This window comes from Spirosoma humi (assembly GCF_054776575.1).
Genome location: NZ_BAAHBR010000001.1, coordinates 271,127 through 290,302, shown reverse-complemented (window position 1 = coordinate 290,302; position 19,176 = coordinate 271,127). Strand labels below are relative to the sequence as shown.

The following is a 19,176-nucleotide window of genomic DNA, read 5'->3' as shown; positions in this document are numbered from 1 at the left end:
ACCTCCTTTGTTTATCTCAACATGAAAAAACTTTTTCTTCTCGGAGCTTTCGTAAGCTGGAGTCTGTCGGCCCTCGCTCAGCAAACCATTTTCAGCGTACCCTCGTCAGACATAACGCCAACGCATAAGATTATGGCGCAGCAGCAGTTTGATATCAATGGCGAGCAGGTTCGGTCGTCGACAACGGTTAATTTTGGTCTGGGCCGAAACTGGGAAGTTGGGTTGAACGTGTACAACCTCGACTATTCGCCCGAGCAGCATAGCTGGCAACGCAACGATACGACACTACAGATGCCTTACGGTCCTTTACTACTCTTTAACGCCCAGCGAACGATTGACCTGACCGAAACCCTGCATCTTGGCCTTGGCGGGCAAACGGGTCTCAATCTGTTCCCGACAAAAAACAGCAGCGCCTGGGAAGGCTGGGGCTACGCGAATCTGGGCGCCAGCTTTGATCAGGATCATTACCAGGCCGTTATCGGGGCCTATGCCGGCAATCACCGCTACCTGGCCGAAGGCTCAACCGTTGGGATGCACTTGGGTATCGATGCGGGTGTCTGGTACGAGAAAGTTCATTTTCTGGGCGACTGGGCCACCGGCACCCACGAATATGGCCAGTTGGTACTAGGCGTGGAAGTCTACTTAAAAAAGCATCTTCCGCTGGCACTGGGCTGGCGTCGCTCCAATCAGGATGGTAATCAGGGTCTTGTCGTTCAGCTTACCTATACGCCTAAATAATACTGACAGGCGGCTGAACTCGCCAAGACCGTTACCTTACTCTCTCACCTTTAATTACCCCATGGTCTGACAGCGTTGGTTTTATGAGGACGTGGCTCTCACGTTCTTAAACCGACGAATGTATGAAAAAAGCAGGCATCGTACTCACCATGGCCCTGTTGCTGGGGTCACTGAGCGTATGGGCTCAGGCCGGTGGCAACACAGGCAGTAACAACAAAGGAAGCACGCGAGGCACCCAGAGTTCATCCCCGCAAAATAACGCCCGTCAGGCCAATACCAGCCAGACAACGGGCAAAGGTGTGCCGTATAACAAAGACGCGGAGCAGAAAGCAAGCTCAAAAGGAACAGGCTCGGCGTCGGCCAGCGTATCTGCCAACTCAGGCTCATCGCCTTCGCCAAAGGGAAAAAGTACGACGGGCAGCAAATCGGGTGGTAAAAACGCCGGACAAAGTAGTCAGCAAGGCAGCAAAACAGGCGGCACCTCGTCAGGAAGCTCCGGGAATCAGTAGTCCTAAGAAATTCATAACCTAACAATCTGACGTATGCTCGCCATGAACTACAGAGGTCCGTTTCGCGTACGGGCCGCTCAGAAACCCATTCCTGAAATTTTACACCCCAACGATGCCATTGTTCGGGTAACCCGCTCCTGCATTTGCGGGTCTGATTTACACCTTTACCATGGCCTGGTTCCCGACACACGGGTAGGCATGACCTTCGGACACGAATTTATCGGGGTCGTCGACGAGATCGGCCCGTCTGTTCAGAACCTGAAAGTCGGCGACAATGTCATTGTGCCTTTCAATGTAGCCTGCGGAAAGTGTGCCTTTTGTAAACAGGGGCTCTTCGGCAATTGCCATGAATCCAATCCTGAAGCGACGGCCGTTGGTGGCATATTTGGCTATTCGCATACGGCTGGTGGCTACGATGGTGGACAGGCCGAATTTGTTCGGGTACCCTATGCCGATGTAGGACCGACCATTATTCCCGACTGGATGGATCACGATGATGCCGTTCTGTTGACCGACGTGGTACCAACGGGCTATCAGGCGGCCGAAATGGGGGGTATCAAACAAGGCGATACGGTTGTCGTTTTCGGTGCTGGCCCCGTGGGCATTCTGGCGGCCAAGTGTGCGTGGCTGTTTGGCGCGGGACGTGTCATCGTTATCGACCACCTCGACTACCGCCTTGACTTCGTTCGTAAATACGCGCAATGCGAAGCCTATAATTTTCGGTCGATGAAAGACCCGGTGCTGTTTATCAAGCAAACCACCGATTGGTTCGGAGCGGATGTCTGTATCGATGCTGTGGGGGGCGATGCATCCGGCAGCCCACTTCAAACCATCACCGGTAAGAAATTACTTCTGCAGGCTGGCTCGGCGACGGCGCTTCACTGGGCCATCAATTCCGTCAAAAAGGGCGGTATTGTCTCCATCGTAGGTGTCTACGGCCCTACGGACAACCTAGTCCCTATTGGTAACGTCGTTAATAAAGGCATCACGATTCGGGCCAACCAGGCATCGGTCAAACGCCTGCTGCCCAGACTCATCGATCACATTCAGGCGGGCCGGTTGAATCCCAAAGAAATTATTACGCATCGGGTACCGCTGGAAGAAGTGGCTGACGCTTATCACATTTTTTCGGCCAAACTGGACGACTGCATCAAACCAATTCTGATTCCCCCCTCCGCCAGAAAATAAAACAGATCAACGTAGTATGGAACCAACTCCGATAGCAGAACAAACACCTGGCGATTATTCGCACATAAACGGCTGGGGAATAGATGCCGACCCGCGCAACGAGCCGACCTACCCCATAAAAAATTATACCGGTGACGACCATCAGCGGATAAACTGGGAACGGCCACCGCTGCAACCAGCGACGGTAGAGGTGCTTCATTCCAACGAGCGCCCTTCGCTGACGGCCGTATTTGGCACCTCATCGCCACCGGCGGGCCTGAGCGGGGCAATCCGCCGGTATGCGTTTACGTTCAGTGAATCTGAATACGGCCACTGGCTCCCCTTGCTTCTTGCCGACCGGATCAACGTGGTGGAGGGAATCGTAGATGATCTGAAGCGGGGGCATATTCCTAACATTTTCGCCGAAAAGGGCTGGAAGGCCGACTGGAAATATAACCGAAAAGGACTCGTGCAGAATGTACTGGTTGGGGTTGTGGTGACCACCGCCGTAATCGCTTTGCTGAGCCGCAAGAAGAAGCCGACCGGCGTTCGCAAACGATTCGTATAAGCGAACCGATTCCTTCTGTCAGGCATACATTCATTACTCATGAAGATAGGCGAACGGCTGCTCAAGCACTTCAACAAAAAGTACGAACCATCCAAGATGATTGCCTTCCGGTTTGGCCGATACGACGTAGCGACAAAGACTGATGAGCGAGGCATTATCAAAGGCGATCGGTTTGCTCGCCGATTACTGAAAAACGCCAATGGGGTTGTCATCAAAGACCACCGCGTCGGCGGGCCGATGGGATTACAAAGGAACGGTATAGATAATAGTCGTTTCGCATGAATGTCACGCTAAAAATCTGGCGGCAGAAAAATGCCAGCACACCCGGTAAGTTAGTAGAGTATAAAATGGCTGACATTGACCCGGATATGTCTTTTCTGGAGATGTTCGACACGCTCAACGGCCAATTAACGCATAAGGGTGAGCAGATCATTGCCTTCGATCACGATTGCCGCGAGGGCATTTGTGGCTCCTGCTCAATGTACGTCAATGGGCGGCCACACGGTCCTCAAACCGGAGCGGCTGTCTGTCAATTATACATGCGTAGCTTCAATGACGGCGATACCATTGTGGTTGAGCCCTGGCGGGCACGGGGATTCCCCATCGTCAAGGATCTGTCCACCGACCGATCGGCCTTCGACCGGATCGTGCAGGCAGGAGGCTACATTTCGGTCAACACAGGATCGGCACCCGAAGCTAATGAGATTCTGGTTTCCCGCGAAACGCAGGAGACAACCATGGACGCGGCCGCCTGCATTGCCTGTGGGGCCTGCGTAGCGGCCTGCAAGAATGCATCGGCTATGTTGTTTGTGGGCGCTCAGGTATCCCGTTTTGCGTTGCTTCCGCAAGGACAGGCAGAACGTCGGCAGCGCGCCGAACGCATGGTTGCCCAAATGGATTCGGAAGGGTTTGGCGCCTGTTCGTTCACGGGTGCCTGCGCGGTCGAGTGTCCCGCTTCCGTATCGCTGGAAAACATAGCCCGGCTGAATCGGGAATATCTGGGCGCCAAGATCAAGTAAACAAGAAGAAGACGTTTGATTGAGCAAGCATGATTTCTGCGAACAGGTCATACTGGCTTGTCAAACGTCTTCTTCGTTATGTACAGCCTAAACAGCCTCCATCACCCTGGACTGTAGCTGACTCTTTTTGTGGTAGAAATTATAGGAACCAGCCCCAATCAAGAGTAATACCAGCATGGGTATCCAGTCGCCGACTGGTTTACCGACACTGTAGACGGAGTAGGCGGCCCCCAGCAAATCGAAGCACAAACCGGCATACGCCCATTCCTTAAGCCGTGGAAAACCAGGAACGAGTATAGCAATGACGCCCAGGAGCTTGGCAACGCCCAGAAACGGAATTAGATAGGTCGGATAACCTATTTCCTTAAACCCCTGCACGGCCATCGGAACTACCATAATATCAGGTATGGCCGAACCTAGCATGGCGAAGGCGAATAAGCCCGTAAAAACCCAGTAAACAATATTTGTTTTTTTCATAGCCCCTGCTGTTCGTTAGATCACCAGCTATTGAGAGGAATAGCTCATCAATATAACATTAATCTACGGCAGAGACAACACAGACAGGCGTTGCTGAATGGCAGAATAGATTAGGGCCAGTAAGGGCTATTGAAAGCCATTCAGGGGTGAGTTTGCGACATGTTGTGTATCGGCTGCCTGATCCTGATTTTATCGGCCAGCCGAAACTTCATGTTCCAGCAGCCGATACTCAGCCTGGAAAATGGGTTAAAAACTGTGTGGAACGAAGCCGCTCTGTCAAGGCATGATATCCGCCAGACTAATTTGGTCTACATAGGGCAACAATTGAGCCGAACAGCCCGATCCGTTGACAAAGGTATTTACCCGAAGGGGTTCCCAATTGGCTCCTTTACGTCGCGATGCAGGCCAACGGTAGTAAATCTCTAAAAAAATAGTATCCCAGTGATAGAGCTTAACCAGTTGACTTTTGACTTGACGTTCAGCAACAAAGCGCCCTTTAATAGGAATTAAAACTACCTGTTCGGAAAGGGTTAATTGATTAAACTGATCCGTATTCATGGCGCTAGAAGATAATCAACTGATTACCAATCAAAAGGATAGATAAAATTATAATTTTAGTACAGAACTAAGCCCTGGTAAGCTCCCCACTGAGTGAAGACGGAAATTTCATAAAACAGCTACACAGCTCAGTTATGCCCTTGAATGCCTAAAAATAACAATTAACTTAAATCTATTAAATTTTTATGAAAATAAACTATAAATACACCATATATCTCTATTATATATTTAAAACAGACATAAATACCGGTTAAAAATATACACTCAGAACAATAAATATATATATGATTTACATTATTATGTTTTTATTTACTAATACTAACGTCACTTAACCACTTAAATCCGTTTACAATCGGGTATATATCATTCTATACATGGGCATTATGGGGTAGTTAGGCCGATTTCCAGAGAATGTTTCCGGGCATCGGCGCTATGAACAAAGTAACACGAAGCAACGCCCTTAGCCTCGATACTCGCCATCAATTCTATTGTCCTGGCTTTATGCTTAGCGTGTATCTGCCGAATATAAACGCAGCGAATTTGATGCGTGTAACGCTGAACCACAGACTCATAAATGATCGGATCCTGTTGAGAGTCATCGCCAAGTAAAACAAATTGCTGGTCAGGGTATGTTTGCAGAATCTGTGCAATCCGATCAAACTTCGTATGGTGTTTTCCCTTGCCGGTTTTCAATACCTGCGACAATCGTTTAAGCGGACTTAGGCGATATACACCCTCAGGCAAGCCATTTTTCCGTGAAAACTCCAGAATGTAATCGTACAGATTCCATTCACTGCTTGATACGTAAAAAAATGGATTGGCTGCAAGGGTATCCCTATTTACGCCGGCAAGTAACTGGTAATGAGACACAACGCCATCGAATGGCATCCGGCTATGAGCATTCTCGGTCAACAACACCAGCAACCGTTTTGCAATGGTAGCCGAATGGGAAATCAGAAACGTATCGTCGATATCGGAAATGCACATAAACCGGGATGGGTGCGGAATCAGCACCTGCCCCTCTCCCTCGGCGAGTATAGTTTCGGGCGTTAACGTCTGAGAAACGAGTTGGGCCCGAACAGCATGCCAGCCGGGAGGTAGCGGTGCTGACAGTGGAATTTCGGCCTGAAAACACCCATCCGCATCTGCTGTAACCTGCACAATCTGGTTTTCTATCTGTAGCCGAACCAGCGTATGCGGATAGGGTCGCACTAGAAATAACCGCAAGACAGCCAGAAGGTTAATAAAATCAATATCCCGGTATTTTTGACGCGGCAGAGCGCTTTGCCGAAAGACATGGCCGCAGATTGTAAGGGAGTTATCGTTCCCAAAACCTCGATACACTTTCACAACCGGCTGATCTGTCAACCGGAGTAATGTTAAGAAATAGCGTTTTACTCGACCCTTCAGGCTTATTTTTTGTTTATACTCGAAAGGAGATTGCGCAGTGTTCATAAGGTTCAATCGGTATCAGCCCTTTTATAACCTATAATCTGTTTAGAAGTTGACATTTTTATTTGCAATCAACCCGGTATCGGGTGGAACAGACAAAACCGTTTGGGAGGATGGCATTGGTAATTTTTTTGCCGACTTACCGCATACCTGCCATCAATTCTACCTGAACGGAGAAACGGATGAGGCCACCATTCGCCAGCAAATCGATCAGCACAAGCCCGACTGTGTGGTGGCGGTTGGGGGCGACGGCACGATAAAAATCGTAGCCACCGTTCTGCTGGGAACGGATATTCCTCTGGGCGTATTACCGGCCGGATCGGCCAACGGAATGGCCCGCGAATTAGGTATTCCACCCGACATCAACGGTAGCCTCGCTCTGCTAATCAACGGAGTGCCCAGAGCAACCGACATTATTAAGGTCAACGAAAATGATCCCTGCTTACACCTAAGCGATATTGGCCTGAATGCACAACTCGTTCGCTATTATGAAAAAAATAACCTGCGGGGCAAGCTGGGTTACCTGCGGGGGGTCGTGAGGGTACTGCAAAAACGGCGATTATTGCGGGTTTCGATTACAGTTGGTGAGGAGTGTATTCAGCGGGCAGCCTTCATGGTGGTGCTGGCCAATGCCCGGATGTACGGCACGGGGGCTATTATTAACCCCGAAGGAAATCCTTTCGATGGGCACTTCGAGGTAGTTATCTTCCGCCGATTATCCTTTTGGGAAATTATCAAACTTTTCTGGCGTTACCGCCCCTTCGATCCTAGAAAAATAGAAATCCACCCAGCTACTTCTGTGGAGATCGAAACCCAGCGAAAGGCCTACTTTCAGGTCGATGGCGAATACCGAGGGCGTGTGACTACGATTAAAGCCGAAATCAATCCTGGAGCGTTGCGGGTAATCGTACCCAAAGAGGAACTTAGCCAGTAGCGCGTATCGGACCGCTACAACGGCCCTAAAAAAAGATAAGGTTCCCCGATCGAAGCGGAGAACCTTATACTGACTATTCCTAAACCCTTAACCTTTTCTACATGAAAAACTAACTTTTACTCTTTTCTGTTCCAAATCCCAAAGAAATCAGGATTTGATTTATCTTACTGAATGTCAGCGGCTTCAACAGCAGATTGATTGGCATTCCAAAGGAAATTAATCATGCGTGTTGTGTGATCGGCCTGGTGCATCCACAGACTAGCGTTCGCATCTTTTTGCTTGGCCAGTGTATTCGTTACTTGAGCGGCTGCTTCGTTAAACTTAGCGCGGTCGGCAGCACTGATATTCAGAACGGCCGCTGGGCTTTGGTTATACAAAGAGACAACACTCATAAAGTTTGTCCAATTGGTAGTTTGCGCAAACTTGCCAACGTTTTGTCCCATGTATGCAGCAAACTGCATTTGTGAACCATTGACAAGCATAGCACTTGCCGGCTTGGTGGCTGCCGGGCTATCATCAGTGTTGGTGGTGGTAGCCGCGTTTGCCTGAGTGATCACTAATCCTAATCCAAGAACTACTGATGCAAAGATAACACGCGATTTCATTGATTTGTTCTATTTTGTTTTCGATTAGATAACGCACAAAGGTCTATAGAAAGTTTGAAAGTACAAGTACCCATTATGGCCTTTACAAAATTTTCTTCCGAATTTTATGCCGCCTTCTTGCTAATAATCACTTACCGCTAAAACAAAATGACAACAAACCAAATAAAATTTTAATATTAATATCAGTTACTATGTATTTATACTATTCAGGAAAAATGCAATTTTCTTTAAAAAGTTATATCATTGGTTGTAATTATTCATGGCCATTTGTATCCCCATAGTGCAAAAAGCGAGCGTTGCACTCCCGGCCCGGTCCAAATAGTCGGGTAATTGAATCATTTCATCTTCCGGAAACTCCCCCAGCACGAAATCAACCTGCCGTCCTTTCGAGAAATTATTACCAATGCCAACCCGGAGTCGGGCGTACTCCTGCGTACCCAGTAATTCGTCGATACTGCGCAGGCCGTTGTGCCCACCCGGCGACCCTTTGGGCTTCAGGCGCAGTTTGCCAAATGGCAAATCCTTATCGTCCGTGATAATCAGCACATTCTCGACCGGAATATTCTCCTGTTTCATATAATACAGCACAGCCTTCCCACTGAGGTTCATAAACGTGGTGGGCTTGATAAAGAAAAGCTGCTTGCCTTTATGCTGCCATTTGGCCGTGTAAGCCAGCCGAGTCATCGTGAAACTAAAACCATGCTGAGCCGCCAACCGGTCGAGAACCATAAAACCAGCATTGTGGCGGGTAAGCGCGTACTCTGGACCAATATTGCCCAGACCAACAATCAGAAATTTCATAAAACAATCTGTATAAAAGGGCTACCGACTGGCGATACGTCACGGGTGTTCCATCAGGAAACGGGCAATCGAGCCGGTAAACGTACATACCGGCCGGACCATTTCGTTGACTATCCCAGAGCGACTCTCCACTGGAGAGCACAAAATTAGCATGATTATACAGGAGTGCACCCCAGCGGTCATAAACAATGAAGGCAGAACTGATAATGGTTGGAAACGCGAAATAAATAGTCAGGGCATCGTTTACAAAGTCGTGATCAGGCCAACAAGCCGTTAGCAGGTGAATGACGGACTTGTCTTTATATGATTTTATGAGTTTTAACCAGTATCTGACCGTCTTACTCCTATTTTTACCCCATGAATCAACAGCGCTTAATTTTATCCAGTCCATTGCTGGAAATTGTTGTGAGCCGACTCGCCCAGCAGCTCATTGAAAACTACCAGAACTTCGATGATACCGTCATTCTGGGCTTACAGCCACGGGGCATCTATTTCGCCGAACGCGTAGCCCGCGAACTGAACCGGGCGCTGGGACACGATGTGCCTTTTGGCTACCTGGACGCTACCTTTTATCGGGACGATTTCCGTCGACGCGATACGCCCCTGCGCCCCAACGCAACCCATGTTCCGTTCATCATTGAAAACAAACGCGTCATTCTTGTTGATGATGTACTGGCTACGGGCCGGATGGTGCGGGCAGCCCTCGATGCGATGACCGCGTTTGGACGTCCTCGAAAAGTGGAGTTGCTTGTCCTGATCGACCGGCGTTACAACCGCGACCTACCCATCAAACCAGATTATACCGGCAAACGGGTCAATACCCTGGAGTCGCAACAGGTACTGGTAGAGTGGACCGAACAGGGAGCCGAAGCGGATCGAATCTGGTTAGTTGGCTAATACTAAAATCTGGTTTACAAAAATCTACGTTAGTAAAAACTACTTACTCCCTACGAATAATAAATAAACGGTTATCCCAATACAGTCCATAGAGGAGTTTCAACAGTTCGTCGTCTTTTAATGGGAATTCATCACATGTAACCGCAGGTAACTATCTGTATTTATGTTATCTTCGCCATGCTAATCGAAACATCAAGACGACAAAACGCTTGAAGACACAGTTACCTTCTTTATTAATCTTATTGTGGTTAGTACTTAGTGGAGCGGCAACCGCTACTCAGGCGCAAACAGTGTATACGGTGACCGGGCTGGTTACGGATGCACACACAGGTGACCCTATACCGTTTGCCAGCGTCTCGCTGGTAGGGCGACGCAGCGGAGCCTTAACGGATGAAAAAGGCCGTTACACGCTGGTGGCCAAAATCCTGACGGATTCGATAGCGGTTAGCTCCATGGGCTACAAAGTGAGCCGGCGGGCTATTGACCCGGAACGGACGAGTCAGGCCGTTGACATCAAGCTGGAATCGGGCGGCAATTCCTTACAGGAAGTTACTGTCAAGGCCGGCGAAAACCCGGCCTGGCGCGTGTTGCGGCAGCTTCGCAAAAACCGCTCGATCAACGATCGCAAGCGACTTTCGGCCTACGAATACGACAGCTACGTAAAAACGGACATTGCTCTAAGCCACGTTTCGGATCGCATGCGGAAGAATCCGCTTATTAAGCGGATCAACGAAGCCATGAGTAAACATGACTCGATCATTGATAAAGAGGGTCATCGGCTGTTGCCGTTGCTGGCCTCCGAGTCGGTGTCGCGCTACTATTTCAAAGCTAACCCGCAACACAAGCGGGAAGACATTCTGAAAACACGGATCAAAGGTGTTGCCGTTGACGACGCCGGTCTAAGCTCGCAACTGTTGGGAGGCACCAACCTTGTCAATCAGAATTTCTACGATAATTACATTCCCATTTTAGGAAAGGATTTTGCCTCGCCCATCGGCGATAACTGGAAAAACTGGTATGACTTTTTTCTGGCAGACACAACCCAGATTGGCGACCACGTTTGCTACGAAATTCAGTTTGACCCCAAGCGTCCGGAAGACCTGGCCTTTGTTGGAAAAGCCTGGATTGATACCACCTCGTTTGCGCTGTGCCAGATTGAAACCCGCGTTGGCTCCGGTGCCAACCTGAACTATGTACGTGAGATTATCATCGAGCAGGAACTCGAAACGACGACCGATTCGTCGGGTTCATCAACTACGGCGGGCTGGTTGCCCGTCAGCATTCGTCTCAAAGCTGATTTGACCGGCGTTGGCAAGCAATCACTGGGGCTAAGGGCACAGGTTACCCTACGAAACAGTAACATTATCGTCAACCGTCCGCACCCGGCAACGTTCTACGAACAACCGATCGAGCCCAGCGATACGGTTTCAACCGCAAATGAAGCCTACTGGCATACCGTCCAGAGTACATTGGCCGGATCGGATTCACTCAATAAAGACGATCAGAAAACCCGCCAGGTCATCGAAAAATTACGCGCTGTTCCGGCCGTCAAAATGGCCGAAGCGGTGGGGCAAGTAGCCGTAACGGGTTTTTATAAAGTGGGTGGGTTCGACATCGGCCCTTACCCTTATTTATTTGCGGTAAACAGTGTAGAAGGCTTGCGAACCCGCATCGGGTTCCGGACCAATGAGCAGTTCAGCCGCAACTGGGTGCTTCGCGGGTATGTCGCTTACGGAACACTGGATAAGGCGTTCAAGTACGGGGGTGAAATAAATTACCTGTTCTCACGCCAGCACTGGACCATTCTGGGCGTGCGGGTAGCCAATGACCTCGAACGACTTGGCTTAACCCCCGAGCTGATTGGCGGTAACCGAATATTTTACGCCCTGAGCCGGTTTGGCCGCTTCCGCGGTGGGTATCAAAGCTACCAGAAAGAAGTTTTCTTCAAAACGGAGCCCGTCAGAGGCATCTTGCTGACGGCCACCCTGGGCAGCCGCACCTTTGACCCACTCTTTCCATTCCATTATCGGACCGAGCCTGAACTGGGTGATCAGTCGGCACTGCGATCCGACATTTTTGATGCCTACTGGTCCGTTGAGGCACGGCTGGCTCGCAAAGAAAAATACCTGATGGATGGCAACGACCGAATTACCCTGGGCACCAAACGGGCGCCTGTTCTGACCATTCGGTATACGCACGGGGCCAAATCGCTGGGGGGCGAGTACAATTATGACCGGCTGACCCTGCGTGCCCAGCAATCCTTACGGCTTGGCGCCCTTGGCCGGATGACCTACCTCCTTTCGGCCGGGTACACACCTTCTACATTACCCGCGCCCCTGCTGTTTCCGCACATTGGCAACCCAACTCCGCTGCTGACGACCAACACCTTCAACCGAATGCAGTTTTACGAATTTGTCAGCGACCGCTTTGTGGCTGTTCATATTCAGCACCGGTTTGAAGGGCTGCTGTTTAACCGGATTCCAGGCATTCGGAAACTGAACTGGCGGCTGGTCGCTAACGTCGATGCCCTGTGGGGCTCGCAAACCAAAGCTAACCAGGATGTAGAATCATTCAAACCACTACCGGGCGGAACAAGACCCGTTTACTTTGGTACGCTGGACGGCCAGAAGCCTTACATGGAAGTTGGCTACGGCATCGATAATATCTTCAAGATAATCCGGGTTCAGGCCATTCACCGGCTCAATTACCTGGACGACGGCCCGAATGGTATCCCGTTGAATTCGTTTGCGCTGAAAGCATCGGCTTCATTTAGTTTTTAAATCTCCCCGCAATCATTTAGCCTCGTATAGAGTTACTACCAGTACTTGTTTTCCAGTAATTCTATACGCTGCTCATGTCTCTCGTTGCGCCAATCATCGTTCATAAAATTTCCGGCGAAGGTCTTGTCGAGTCGCCCGACTTGCTGGCGGTTGAAGAGCCTCTGGAAATCAGGCTGGGGTTCGGGCCAGTCACCGACCGGCAGCAACGCCCCGTATCGGTGACCATGCGCACGCCCGGCCACGATGAAGAACTGGCCATGGGCTTTTTATTTACCGAAGGGGTTATTCAGAAACCGACCGATATTGTTTCGTGTCGGCACTGTGTTCAGGACGCTCATAAGGAGGGTAACGTACTGCGGGTTGAACTGCATCCCGACGTTGTGGTAGACTGGTCGCGGCTGGAACGCAATACGTTTACCTCATCGAGTTGCGGCCTCTGCGGCAAAGCAACCATCGACGCCGTGATGGCCCTTACGCCTGGACCGCTTGCAAGTGACATTTCGATCGATCCTGCCATACTGCATGCTCTACCCGACCGTGTTCGCCAGACACAGCGGGCGTTTGCCCATACAGGCGGTATTCATGCATCGGCGCTGTTCGATGCCAATGGTAAGTTGCTTATCGTTCGGGAAGACATTGGCCGCCACAATGCCCTGGACAAACTCATCGGGGCTGCTTTCTGGCAAAACTGGCTGCCGCTGAGCCAGTTCGGCATTTTTCTGAGTGGCCGGATCGGCGTCGAACTCGTCCAGAAAAGCTGGCTGGCGGGTGTGCCCATGCTGGCGGCTGTCGGTGCCCCGTCGAGTCTGGCGGTTCAAATGGCCAAAGAAGCGCACATGACTCTGGCGGGTTTCGTCCGCGACAACCGCTTCAACCTATACAGCGAACCAGCCCGGGTGTTGGTAGGACTTTCTCAATAGTAAGAAACAGGCAAACATAAAACGTTGTCATTTCCCTATAGATCATTGGTTAATTCGGCAACCCGTCTTTTGCCTGCCAACTGACTAGCTTATACGCATATACCCGTTAACGGTATATGATAGCCGTAGCCTAACACAAAAATGGTGGCTGTTGCAAAAGTCGGTATTAGCCTTGATCTCCCATTACTGACTCTTATTTTCAAATTAGAAATGAATGGGTGGAATCAAGCCTCTCGTGACTTTTGCAACAGCCACGGCACTTATACAAGAGACCTCCTAACCAGCGCCAAAGGAGCCATGATAACCGATATCATTTTGAATGACTTTGGCATTTGTGAAGTAACTAGTGAAGCCTCAGAACCTAGTCAAGCTAGCATTACAGGCTACTTTCTTGAAAGCGACACGATCGCATTTTTGCTTAAAACAGATACCATTCAACTACAGAAAGGACTACGGTTTGGTATGGAATACTCTTTAAGAGGTATAGAAGAGGAAAACGCCGAAGTATTTGATGTTCAGATTAGCTATCCGTTGCTGATAAATCCTACTACTGGCGAATCATCGGTCGAAGTGATAGAAACAAAGGCGGGTTGTATTGGTGAATCTAATTTTGACTATTTTTACTTTGAACATGGATGGGAAATGCAGCCTGGTAAGTGGTGTTTTCAGGTAATTCAATCCGGCAGGCTGCTGGTAGAGAAAGAATTCAGCTTATACCTTTAAAAAGACTAGGTTAACATAACGGCAGTGGCTGTTGCAAAAGTCGATATGGTGGCAACCTGGCTGGTGAACCAAGCAGTTTTTAGCCTTCAGTCGGGCCCGAATGGGCTTTGGTTTTATACCTGTTTTATTCGGTCCTGACTTTTGCAACAGCCACGTTGATTATACAACAAATTTATCCACCTTCCTTTTATGAAGATTACAAGAACTGTTCGCCTTGTATTAGCCTTGATAATCGTATTTTTTGGAGTAATACTGTTCGTAATAACCCATGCTAATCCGTCAGGTAGCCATGTCATAAACATAGTTGTATCTTACTCAGGTGCCATAATTGCTTTTTTAGGAGTAAGCTGGCTTAGAAAGATAGTTAAGTCAAAAGGTTAACATAACGGCAGTGGCTGTTGCAAAAGTCTGAAACGGGTGTAATGGCCTTAAATAAGTTGCTAATTTCACCCCATTTAAAGAACAAAACCTGCTTACCTGATAGGGCTTTTCGTAATCCTATTGACTTTTGCAACAGCCACGGCACTTATATAACAGTTTGTAAGAAACCATACATTTTAGCTTTTGACTTATCGTATGAAATCTCTACTATTTTTTCTAGCAGTATTTAGTGCATCTATTCCAGACCTATCCGCTCAAAGCCGAATCTCTATTGCACCTACGTACTGGTTTATTGATAATGCCTATTCCTATCATGCCAATGTGACGTTCTTTGGCTCGAATAGTATAATCAATGTTGATGAGCATAATCAAACTTCTTCGCTCGGGTTGACCGCCCATTACCAGTTTGCTCCTAAATGGGACGTATCCATAGGGGTACTTTACTATCGGGGAAAAGCAAATTTGATTGTATTGAGCGGTCAAGGGGAGCGTATTCCTTATACCCAAGAGGGGTGGCAAGCACCCGTTTTAGTGAACTACCAGATGATTAAGAGTCGTTTGTCTCCCTATTTTTCAATTGGCACTCTTCTAGCTAAGACTGCTAAGATGGATAGTAAGTCAATCAGAATAAGCGGCCTATTTGGTGTTGGCTTAAACTACCGCTTCACTTCAGCCTTATCGCTCTTATTACAGCCTACAGTTAGTTATTCATTTAAAAGACCTATTAGTAATTCTGTAATACAATTTACCAATTATACTAACCATACTCTAGGTGTACAAACTCAATTAAATTGGCACTTTTAATATGTTTCTTTTCTTAATCCCTTGACATAATCCTAGTGGCTGTTGCAAAAGTCACGAGAGGATCGATTTGGCCCAATTTGGGGGTTTGATTCCACCCATTTTTTATTTGAAAATAAGAGTCAGTAATGGGCCCAACGCCAGACCCACGACGTAGGACAGAATAGTAAGAACAATAGACGCTGTTTGTAGGTACTGAAAAGACTGGCTCATGGCTAACCTTCTGCATAAGTTCGGTAAGGACAATTTACCTACTTTTGTTACTCAACGAGTCGATGGCTATCATGAACCCTTTCCTGTCACTATTACTCTTTTTCGCGGCTCTGGCCTGGTTTCCCGCCGGGGCACAATCCACCCAGCACCCGGCCAACAATAATGTTACCTTTTCGAATCCCCTACCCGTTCAGTTCGGCGATCCATTTGTGCTGTTTACGAAAGGCAAATACTATATGTATGGCACAGGGGGCGCCGACAAGGGCTTTGCCGCTTATTCGTCTACGGACATGGTCAATTGGAAAAAAGAAGGACAGGTGTACTTTCATGATAACAAAAATGGCTGGAGCGATCCAAAAGCCAGTTGGGAAGGTGCTTACTGGGCCCCTGAAGTGTATGAAGTACAAGGGAAATATTACCTGTTTTACAGTGCCCAGTGGAACGTGAACCCAACGCACGAAAAGGAAAATTTCCGCATTGGGGTGGCCGTTGCCGACAAACCAACCGGCCCCTTTGTTGACCTGACCAACCGGCCCGTCTTCGATCCGGGCTATCCGATCATCGATGCCAATGTCTTTTTTGATACCAACGGCAAAGCCTATTTATACTACTCGCGCTGCTGCTACAAGCACCCCGTCAAGAGCGACGTTTCTGAATGGGCTCGCCAGAAAGGGTGGTACAACGAGATTGAAGAAAGCTGGGTATATGGCGTCGAACTTAAGCCTGATTTTTCCGGCGTCATCGGCCAGCCGGTTTTATTGTTGCGGCCACCCGTTAAGCTCAGCGACAAACAGGCTCAATGGGAAAGCCTGTCCGTAACAGCCCATGAAGCAAACCGTCGTTGGACAGAGGGTTCGGTTCTGTTCAAAAAAGACAACATCTATTACATGATGTATTCGGCCAATCACTTTGGCGGCCAGCATTATGCCATTGGCTACGCTACGGCCGCATCGCCTTTGGGTCCGTTTAAAAAATCGGCCGACAACCCGATCCTGGCCAAGAACATCAATGAAGGAGGGGTCGTGACCGGTACAGGACACAACAGCATCGCTTATTCGCCGGATGGCAAAGAGATGTTCTGCGTTTACCACGGCCGGACTGCCAAAACGGGAGACGAGCGGGTCGTGTTTATTGATCGCATGCAGGTAAAAAACGGCAAAATAACCATCGCTGGCCCTACAACTTCCCCTCAGAAGCTTCCTTCGGGCGCAGCCACGTCAGGTGGTGAATAAGCAGGGCGAGGACGCGTAGGCGTTATCAAAGGGACCACTACCTTTCTTTGTGAGGTAGTCTGGGCGATTGCTCCAATTCCTTTTGTCTTAGTAAATCCTTTCATTGGCGACAACGGTTTATTCCCTTAACCAATGCCGTGAAATGCCTGATTTAAGACACTATGAAGAACAATCGCCTTGTTATTATCTCCTATCGGTTACCCTTTTCGATCAAAACAAAAAATAGAACAACAACGGTTACGTCGTCGTCGGGGGGGCTGGTAACGGCCATCAAATCGCTGGAGTTAGGAACGGCTTCGCAAAAACCACTCTGGATCGGATGCGCTGACTTCACCCAGCGGATGTGGGAAAATCACAAACACGAAGTCAATGACGATTTCGAGTACGTCCCCGTATTTCTGGACAAAGCCACGAACAAAGGCTTTTACAACGGCTTTTCAAACTCGGTACTTTGGCCGCTGTTTCACTATTTTCCGTCTTTCGTAGATTATCACGATGAGACGTTCAAAGCTTATCAGGCTGCGAATCAAACCGTTTGCGAGAAAGTCGTTGAACTACTACAACCCAACGACATGGTCTGGGTACATGATTATCACTTTCTGGCCTTGCCCCAACTGATTCGCGAACGGGCACCTGGGGCAACCATTGGCTTTTTTCTGCATATTCCGTTCCCGTCCAATGAGCTACTGCGACTGTTGACCCGGCGATGCCGAACCTATTTGCTGACGGGTCTTCTGGGGGCCGACCTGATCGGTTTCCACACCAACGATTACCTGGTTCATTTTCTGGAATCCATCCAGTTGAACCTCGGCCTATCGCACAGTCTGGCAAAAATCCCCCATCAGGATCGGTTTGTGCAGGGCCAGGCCTTTCCAATCGGCATCAACTACGACCTGTATCACGATGCCTTCGACCAGCCCGATGTGGTTACCGAACGCACTGAACTGAAAGCAACCTATTCGGGCAAGATCATCTTTTCGGTAGATCGACTGGATTATACCAAAGGCGTAATGCAGCGTCTGGACGCTCTGGAGGCATTTCTGGGGACGCACCCGGACTGGAAAGGAAATCTGGTGTTCATACTGGTCGTCATTCCGTCACGGGATGAGATACAGACCTACGGTGAGCGTAAGCAGATGATCGAACAGGCCGTTGGGCGGATCAACGGAAAATTCGCTACCTTAACCTGGGTGCCCATCGTATACCGGTATGCATCGCTCCGTTTTTCGCAGTTGCTGGCGCTCTATACGGCCTGCGACGTTGCCATGATTACCCCGCTTCGAGACGGGATGAACCTGGTGGCGAAAGAATTTATTGCATCGCGTCAGGACGAGCAGGGCGTCCTGCTGCTTAGCGAGTTGACGGGGGCAGCCAATGAACTGGGAGAAGCCCTGCTGGTGAATCCGCTGGACGAATATGAAGTAGCCGAACAGATGCTGGTTGCCCTCACGATGCCGCCCGAAGAACAACGGCGTCGGATGAGGGTTATGCAGCAACGCGTTCAGGACTACGACGTTAAGCGGTGGGCCAATGACTTTTTCGACCGGTTGCTCGCCACACGACAAGGCAAGCAGTTGGGCCATAGCCGCAACCTGCGGGGGAGCCATAAACATAAACTGCTGGAGGCTTACGACAAAGCCCAGTCGCGGCTGCTCCTGCTGGACTACGACGGTACACTCACCGAATTCACCGACAAACCCGAACAGGCTGCGCCGTCGGCAACTCTCCTCAACTTACTAAGCGAATTGGCGACCCTTCCCAACAATAAGGTTGTGATTACCAGCGGACGGGCGCACGATACCCTCGACCGCTGGCTGGATGGTCTGCCCATCGACATCGTGGCCGAACACGGCACGTACCTCCGGCAGGAAGGTGTCTGGCGTAGTTCGGTACTGGATGACGATGCCTGGAAGGATACGGTGCGGCCCTTTATGGCTGATTTCTGCAGCCGCTGCGCAGGTTCATTCGTCGAAGAAAAGAGCCACTCGCTGGTGTGGCACTACCGAAATGTCGGCGAAGAAATTGGCTTCGACCGTTCACGGGAAATGATCGCCACGCTCGATGTACTCCTGCCCTACCAACTCCGCGTCATCGACGGCAATAAAGTGGTGGAAGTCAAAAATGCGGATACCGACAAAGGCCTAATGGCCAGACAGTTGGCCCTGGCTTACCCCTACGAATTTGTCTTGGCGGTTGGCGATGACCGCACCGACGAGGACATGTTTTCAGCCCTTCAGGGTCCGGAGCACCACACGATCAAGGTTGGTCCCGGCGCAACCTCCGCCCTGTACCGACTCGAATCGGTGCCACAGGTACTGGCGCTGCTGCAGGAGTTTGTCAACCATCACCAGCTGAAAAAGGCCGCTGACTTGTCGTAAGTTCAATTCGTAGTTCGTGTAAG

20 protein-coding genes are annotated in these 19,176 nt (G+C 49.5%); 14 read left to right on the top strand and 6 right to left on the bottom strand.

All coding sequences use genetic code 11. The annotated features are described in order from the left end of the window. Nucleotides 1–21: 21 nt before the first annotated feature. The 6 genes from ACYU8Y_RS01260 (at nucleotide 22) to ACYU8Y_RS01235 (ending at nucleotide 4,001) form a co-directional block, all read left to right on the top strand. Nucleotides 22–738 carry a hypothetical protein gene (locus tag ACYU8Y_RS01260; protein WP_460933374.1) on the top strand — a complete coding sequence of 239 codons (717 nt, stop codon included), beginning with the start codon at nucleotides 22–24 and terminating at the stop codon, nucleotides 736–738. Nucleotides 739–860: 122 nt separating this feature from the next. After that, a complete protein-coding gene (locus tag ACYU8Y_RS01255) occupies nucleotides 861–1,247 on the top strand; it encodes a hypothetical protein (RefSeq protein ID WP_460933372.1) in 387 nt (128 codons plus the stop codon). 33 nt (nucleotides 1,248–1,280) lie between these two features. Next, a complete protein-coding gene (locus ACYU8Y_RS01250; RefSeq protein WP_460933370.1) occupies nucleotides 1,281–2,435 on the top strand; it encodes a zinc-dependent alcohol dehydrogenase in 1,155 nt (384 codons plus the stop codon). Between the two features lie 16 nt (nucleotides 2,436–2,451). After that, nucleotides 2,452–2,982: a hypothetical protein gene (locus ACYU8Y_RS01245; protein WP_460933368.1), complete on the top strand. Its 531-nt coding sequence runs from the start codon at nucleotides 2,452–2,454 to the stop codon at nucleotides 2,980–2,982. 39 nt (nucleotides 2,983–3,021) lie between these two features. Next, on the top strand, nucleotides 3,022–3,264 hold the full coding sequence (locus tag ACYU8Y_RS01240) for a hypothetical protein (RefSeq protein ID WP_460933367.1): 243 nt from the start codon (nucleotides 3,022–3,024) through the stop codon (nucleotides 3,262–3,264). Continuing rightward, on the top strand, nucleotides 3,261–4,001 hold the full coding sequence (locus ACYU8Y_RS01235) for a succinate dehydrogenase/fumarate reductase iron-sulfur subunit (RefSeq protein ID WP_460933365.1): 741 nt from the start codon (nucleotides 3,261–3,263) through the stop codon (nucleotides 3,999–4,001). The genes ACYU8Y_RS01240 and ACYU8Y_RS01235 overlap by 4 nt, the downstream gene beginning before the upstream one ends. Nucleotides 4,002–4,088: 87 nt before the next feature. On the opposite strand, the gene ACYU8Y_RS01230 is transcribed toward ACYU8Y_RS01235, so the two are convergent. From ACYU8Y_RS01230 to ACYU8Y_RS01220, 3 genes are all read right to left on the bottom strand, one after another. Then, nucleotides 4,089–4,478 (bottom strand): DoxX family protein, encoded by a 390-nt coding sequence (locus ACYU8Y_RS01230; RefSeq protein WP_460933363.1) that lies wholly within the window; start codon nucleotides 4,476–4,478, stop codon nucleotides 4,089–4,091. A 276-nt stretch (nucleotides 4,479–4,754) separates the two neighbouring features. Then, nucleotides 4,755–5,036, bottom strand: coding sequence for a hypothetical protein (locus tag ACYU8Y_RS01225; protein ID WP_460933361.1), 282 nt, complete (start codon nucleotides 5,034–5,036; stop codon nucleotides 4,755–4,757). Nucleotides 5,037–5,417: 381 nt separating this feature from the next. Continuing rightward, complete coding sequence (locus ACYU8Y_RS01220) at nucleotides 5,418–6,491, bottom strand: App1 family protein (protein WP_460933359.1); 1,074 nt, start codon at nucleotides 6,489–6,491, stop codon at nucleotides 5,418–5,420. 49 nt (nucleotides 6,492–6,540) lie between these two features. On the opposite strand from ACYU8Y_RS01220, the gene ACYU8Y_RS01215 reads away from it, so the two are divergent. Continuing rightward, nucleotides 6,541–7,422: a diacylglycerol/lipid kinase family protein gene (locus ACYU8Y_RS01215; protein WP_460933357.1), complete on the top strand. Its 882-nt coding sequence runs from the start codon at nucleotides 6,541–6,543 to the stop codon at nucleotides 7,420–7,422. A 164-nt stretch (nucleotides 7,423–7,586) separates the two neighbouring features. Here ACYU8Y_RS01215 and ACYU8Y_RS01210 read toward each other — a convergent pair whose 3' ends face one another. The 3 genes from ACYU8Y_RS01210 to ACYU8Y_RS01200 form a co-directional block, all read right to left on the bottom strand. After that, nucleotides 7,587–8,027 carry a hypothetical protein gene (locus ACYU8Y_RS01210; RefSeq protein ID WP_460933356.1) on the bottom strand — a complete coding sequence of 147 codons (441 nt, stop codon included), beginning with the start codon at nucleotides 8,025–8,027 and terminating at the stop codon, nucleotides 7,587–7,589. A 240-nt stretch (nucleotides 8,028–8,267) separates the two neighbouring features. After that, on the bottom strand, nucleotides 8,268–8,828 hold the full coding sequence (pth, locus tag ACYU8Y_RS01205) for an aminoacyl-tRNA hydrolase (RefSeq protein ID WP_460933354.1): 561 nt from the start codon (nucleotides 8,826–8,828) through the stop codon (nucleotides 8,268–8,270). Further along, complete coding sequence (locus tag ACYU8Y_RS01200) at nucleotides 8,719–9,219, bottom strand: T9SS type B sorting domain-containing protein (protein WP_460933352.1); 501 nt, start codon at nucleotides 9,217–9,219, stop codon at nucleotides 8,719–8,721. Before ACYU8Y_RS01200 ends, pth begins: the two co-directional genes overlap by 110 nt. Here ACYU8Y_RS01200 and pyrR point away from each other — a divergent pair. The 7 genes from pyrR (at nucleotide 9,186) to ACYU8Y_RS01165 (ending at nucleotide 19,153) form a co-directional block, all read left to right on the top strand. After that, entirely contained in the window at nucleotides 9,186–9,725 is a 540-nt protein-coding gene (pyrR, locus tag ACYU8Y_RS01195; protein ID WP_460933350.1) for a bifunctional pyr operon transcriptional regulator/uracil phosphoribosyltransferase PyrR, read from the top strand. The two genes, ACYU8Y_RS01200 and pyrR, sit on opposite strands and share 34 nt — an antisense overlap. A gap of 209 nt (nucleotides 9,726–9,934) precedes the next feature. Then, the gene (locus tag ACYU8Y_RS01190; RefSeq protein ID WP_460933348.1) at nucleotides 9,935–12,505 is read left to right on the top strand and encodes a DUF5686 and carboxypeptidase-like regulatory domain-containing protein; all 2,571 of its coding nucleotides are present in this window, start codon (nucleotides 9,935–9,937) and stop codon (nucleotides 12,503–12,505) included. Between the two features lie 74 nt (nucleotides 12,506–12,579). Beyond that, complete coding sequence (fdhD, locus tag ACYU8Y_RS01185) at nucleotides 12,580–13,425, top strand: formate dehydrogenase accessory sulfurtransferase FdhD (RefSeq protein ID WP_460933346.1); 846 nt, start codon at nucleotides 12,580–12,582, stop codon at nucleotides 13,423–13,425. 141 nt (nucleotides 13,426–13,566) lie between these two features. After that, nucleotides 13,567–14,148 (top strand): DUF3859 domain-containing protein, encoded by a 582-nt coding sequence (locus ACYU8Y_RS01180; protein ID WP_460933344.1) that lies wholly within the window; start codon nucleotides 13,567–13,569, stop codon nucleotides 14,146–14,148. Between the two features lie 576 nt (nucleotides 14,149–14,724). Beyond that, a complete protein-coding gene (locus tag ACYU8Y_RS01175) occupies nucleotides 14,725–15,333 on the top strand; it encodes an outer membrane beta-barrel protein (RefSeq protein WP_460933342.1) in 609 nt (202 codons plus the stop codon). A 272-nt stretch (nucleotides 15,334–15,605) separates the two neighbouring features. Beyond that, nucleotides 15,606–16,775, top strand: coding sequence for a glycoside hydrolase family 43 protein (locus tag ACYU8Y_RS01170; RefSeq protein WP_460933340.1), 1,170 nt, complete (start codon nucleotides 15,606–15,608; stop codon nucleotides 16,773–16,775). Between the two features lie 161 nt (nucleotides 16,776–16,936). Beyond that, nucleotides 16,937–19,153, top strand: a complete 2,217-nt coding sequence (locus ACYU8Y_RS01165) for a bifunctional alpha,alpha-trehalose-phosphate synthase (UDP-forming)/trehalose-phosphatase (RefSeq protein ID WP_460933338.1) — start codon at nucleotides 16,937–16,939, stop codon at nucleotides 19,151–19,153. Nucleotides 19,154–19,176 lie beyond the last annotated feature (23 nt).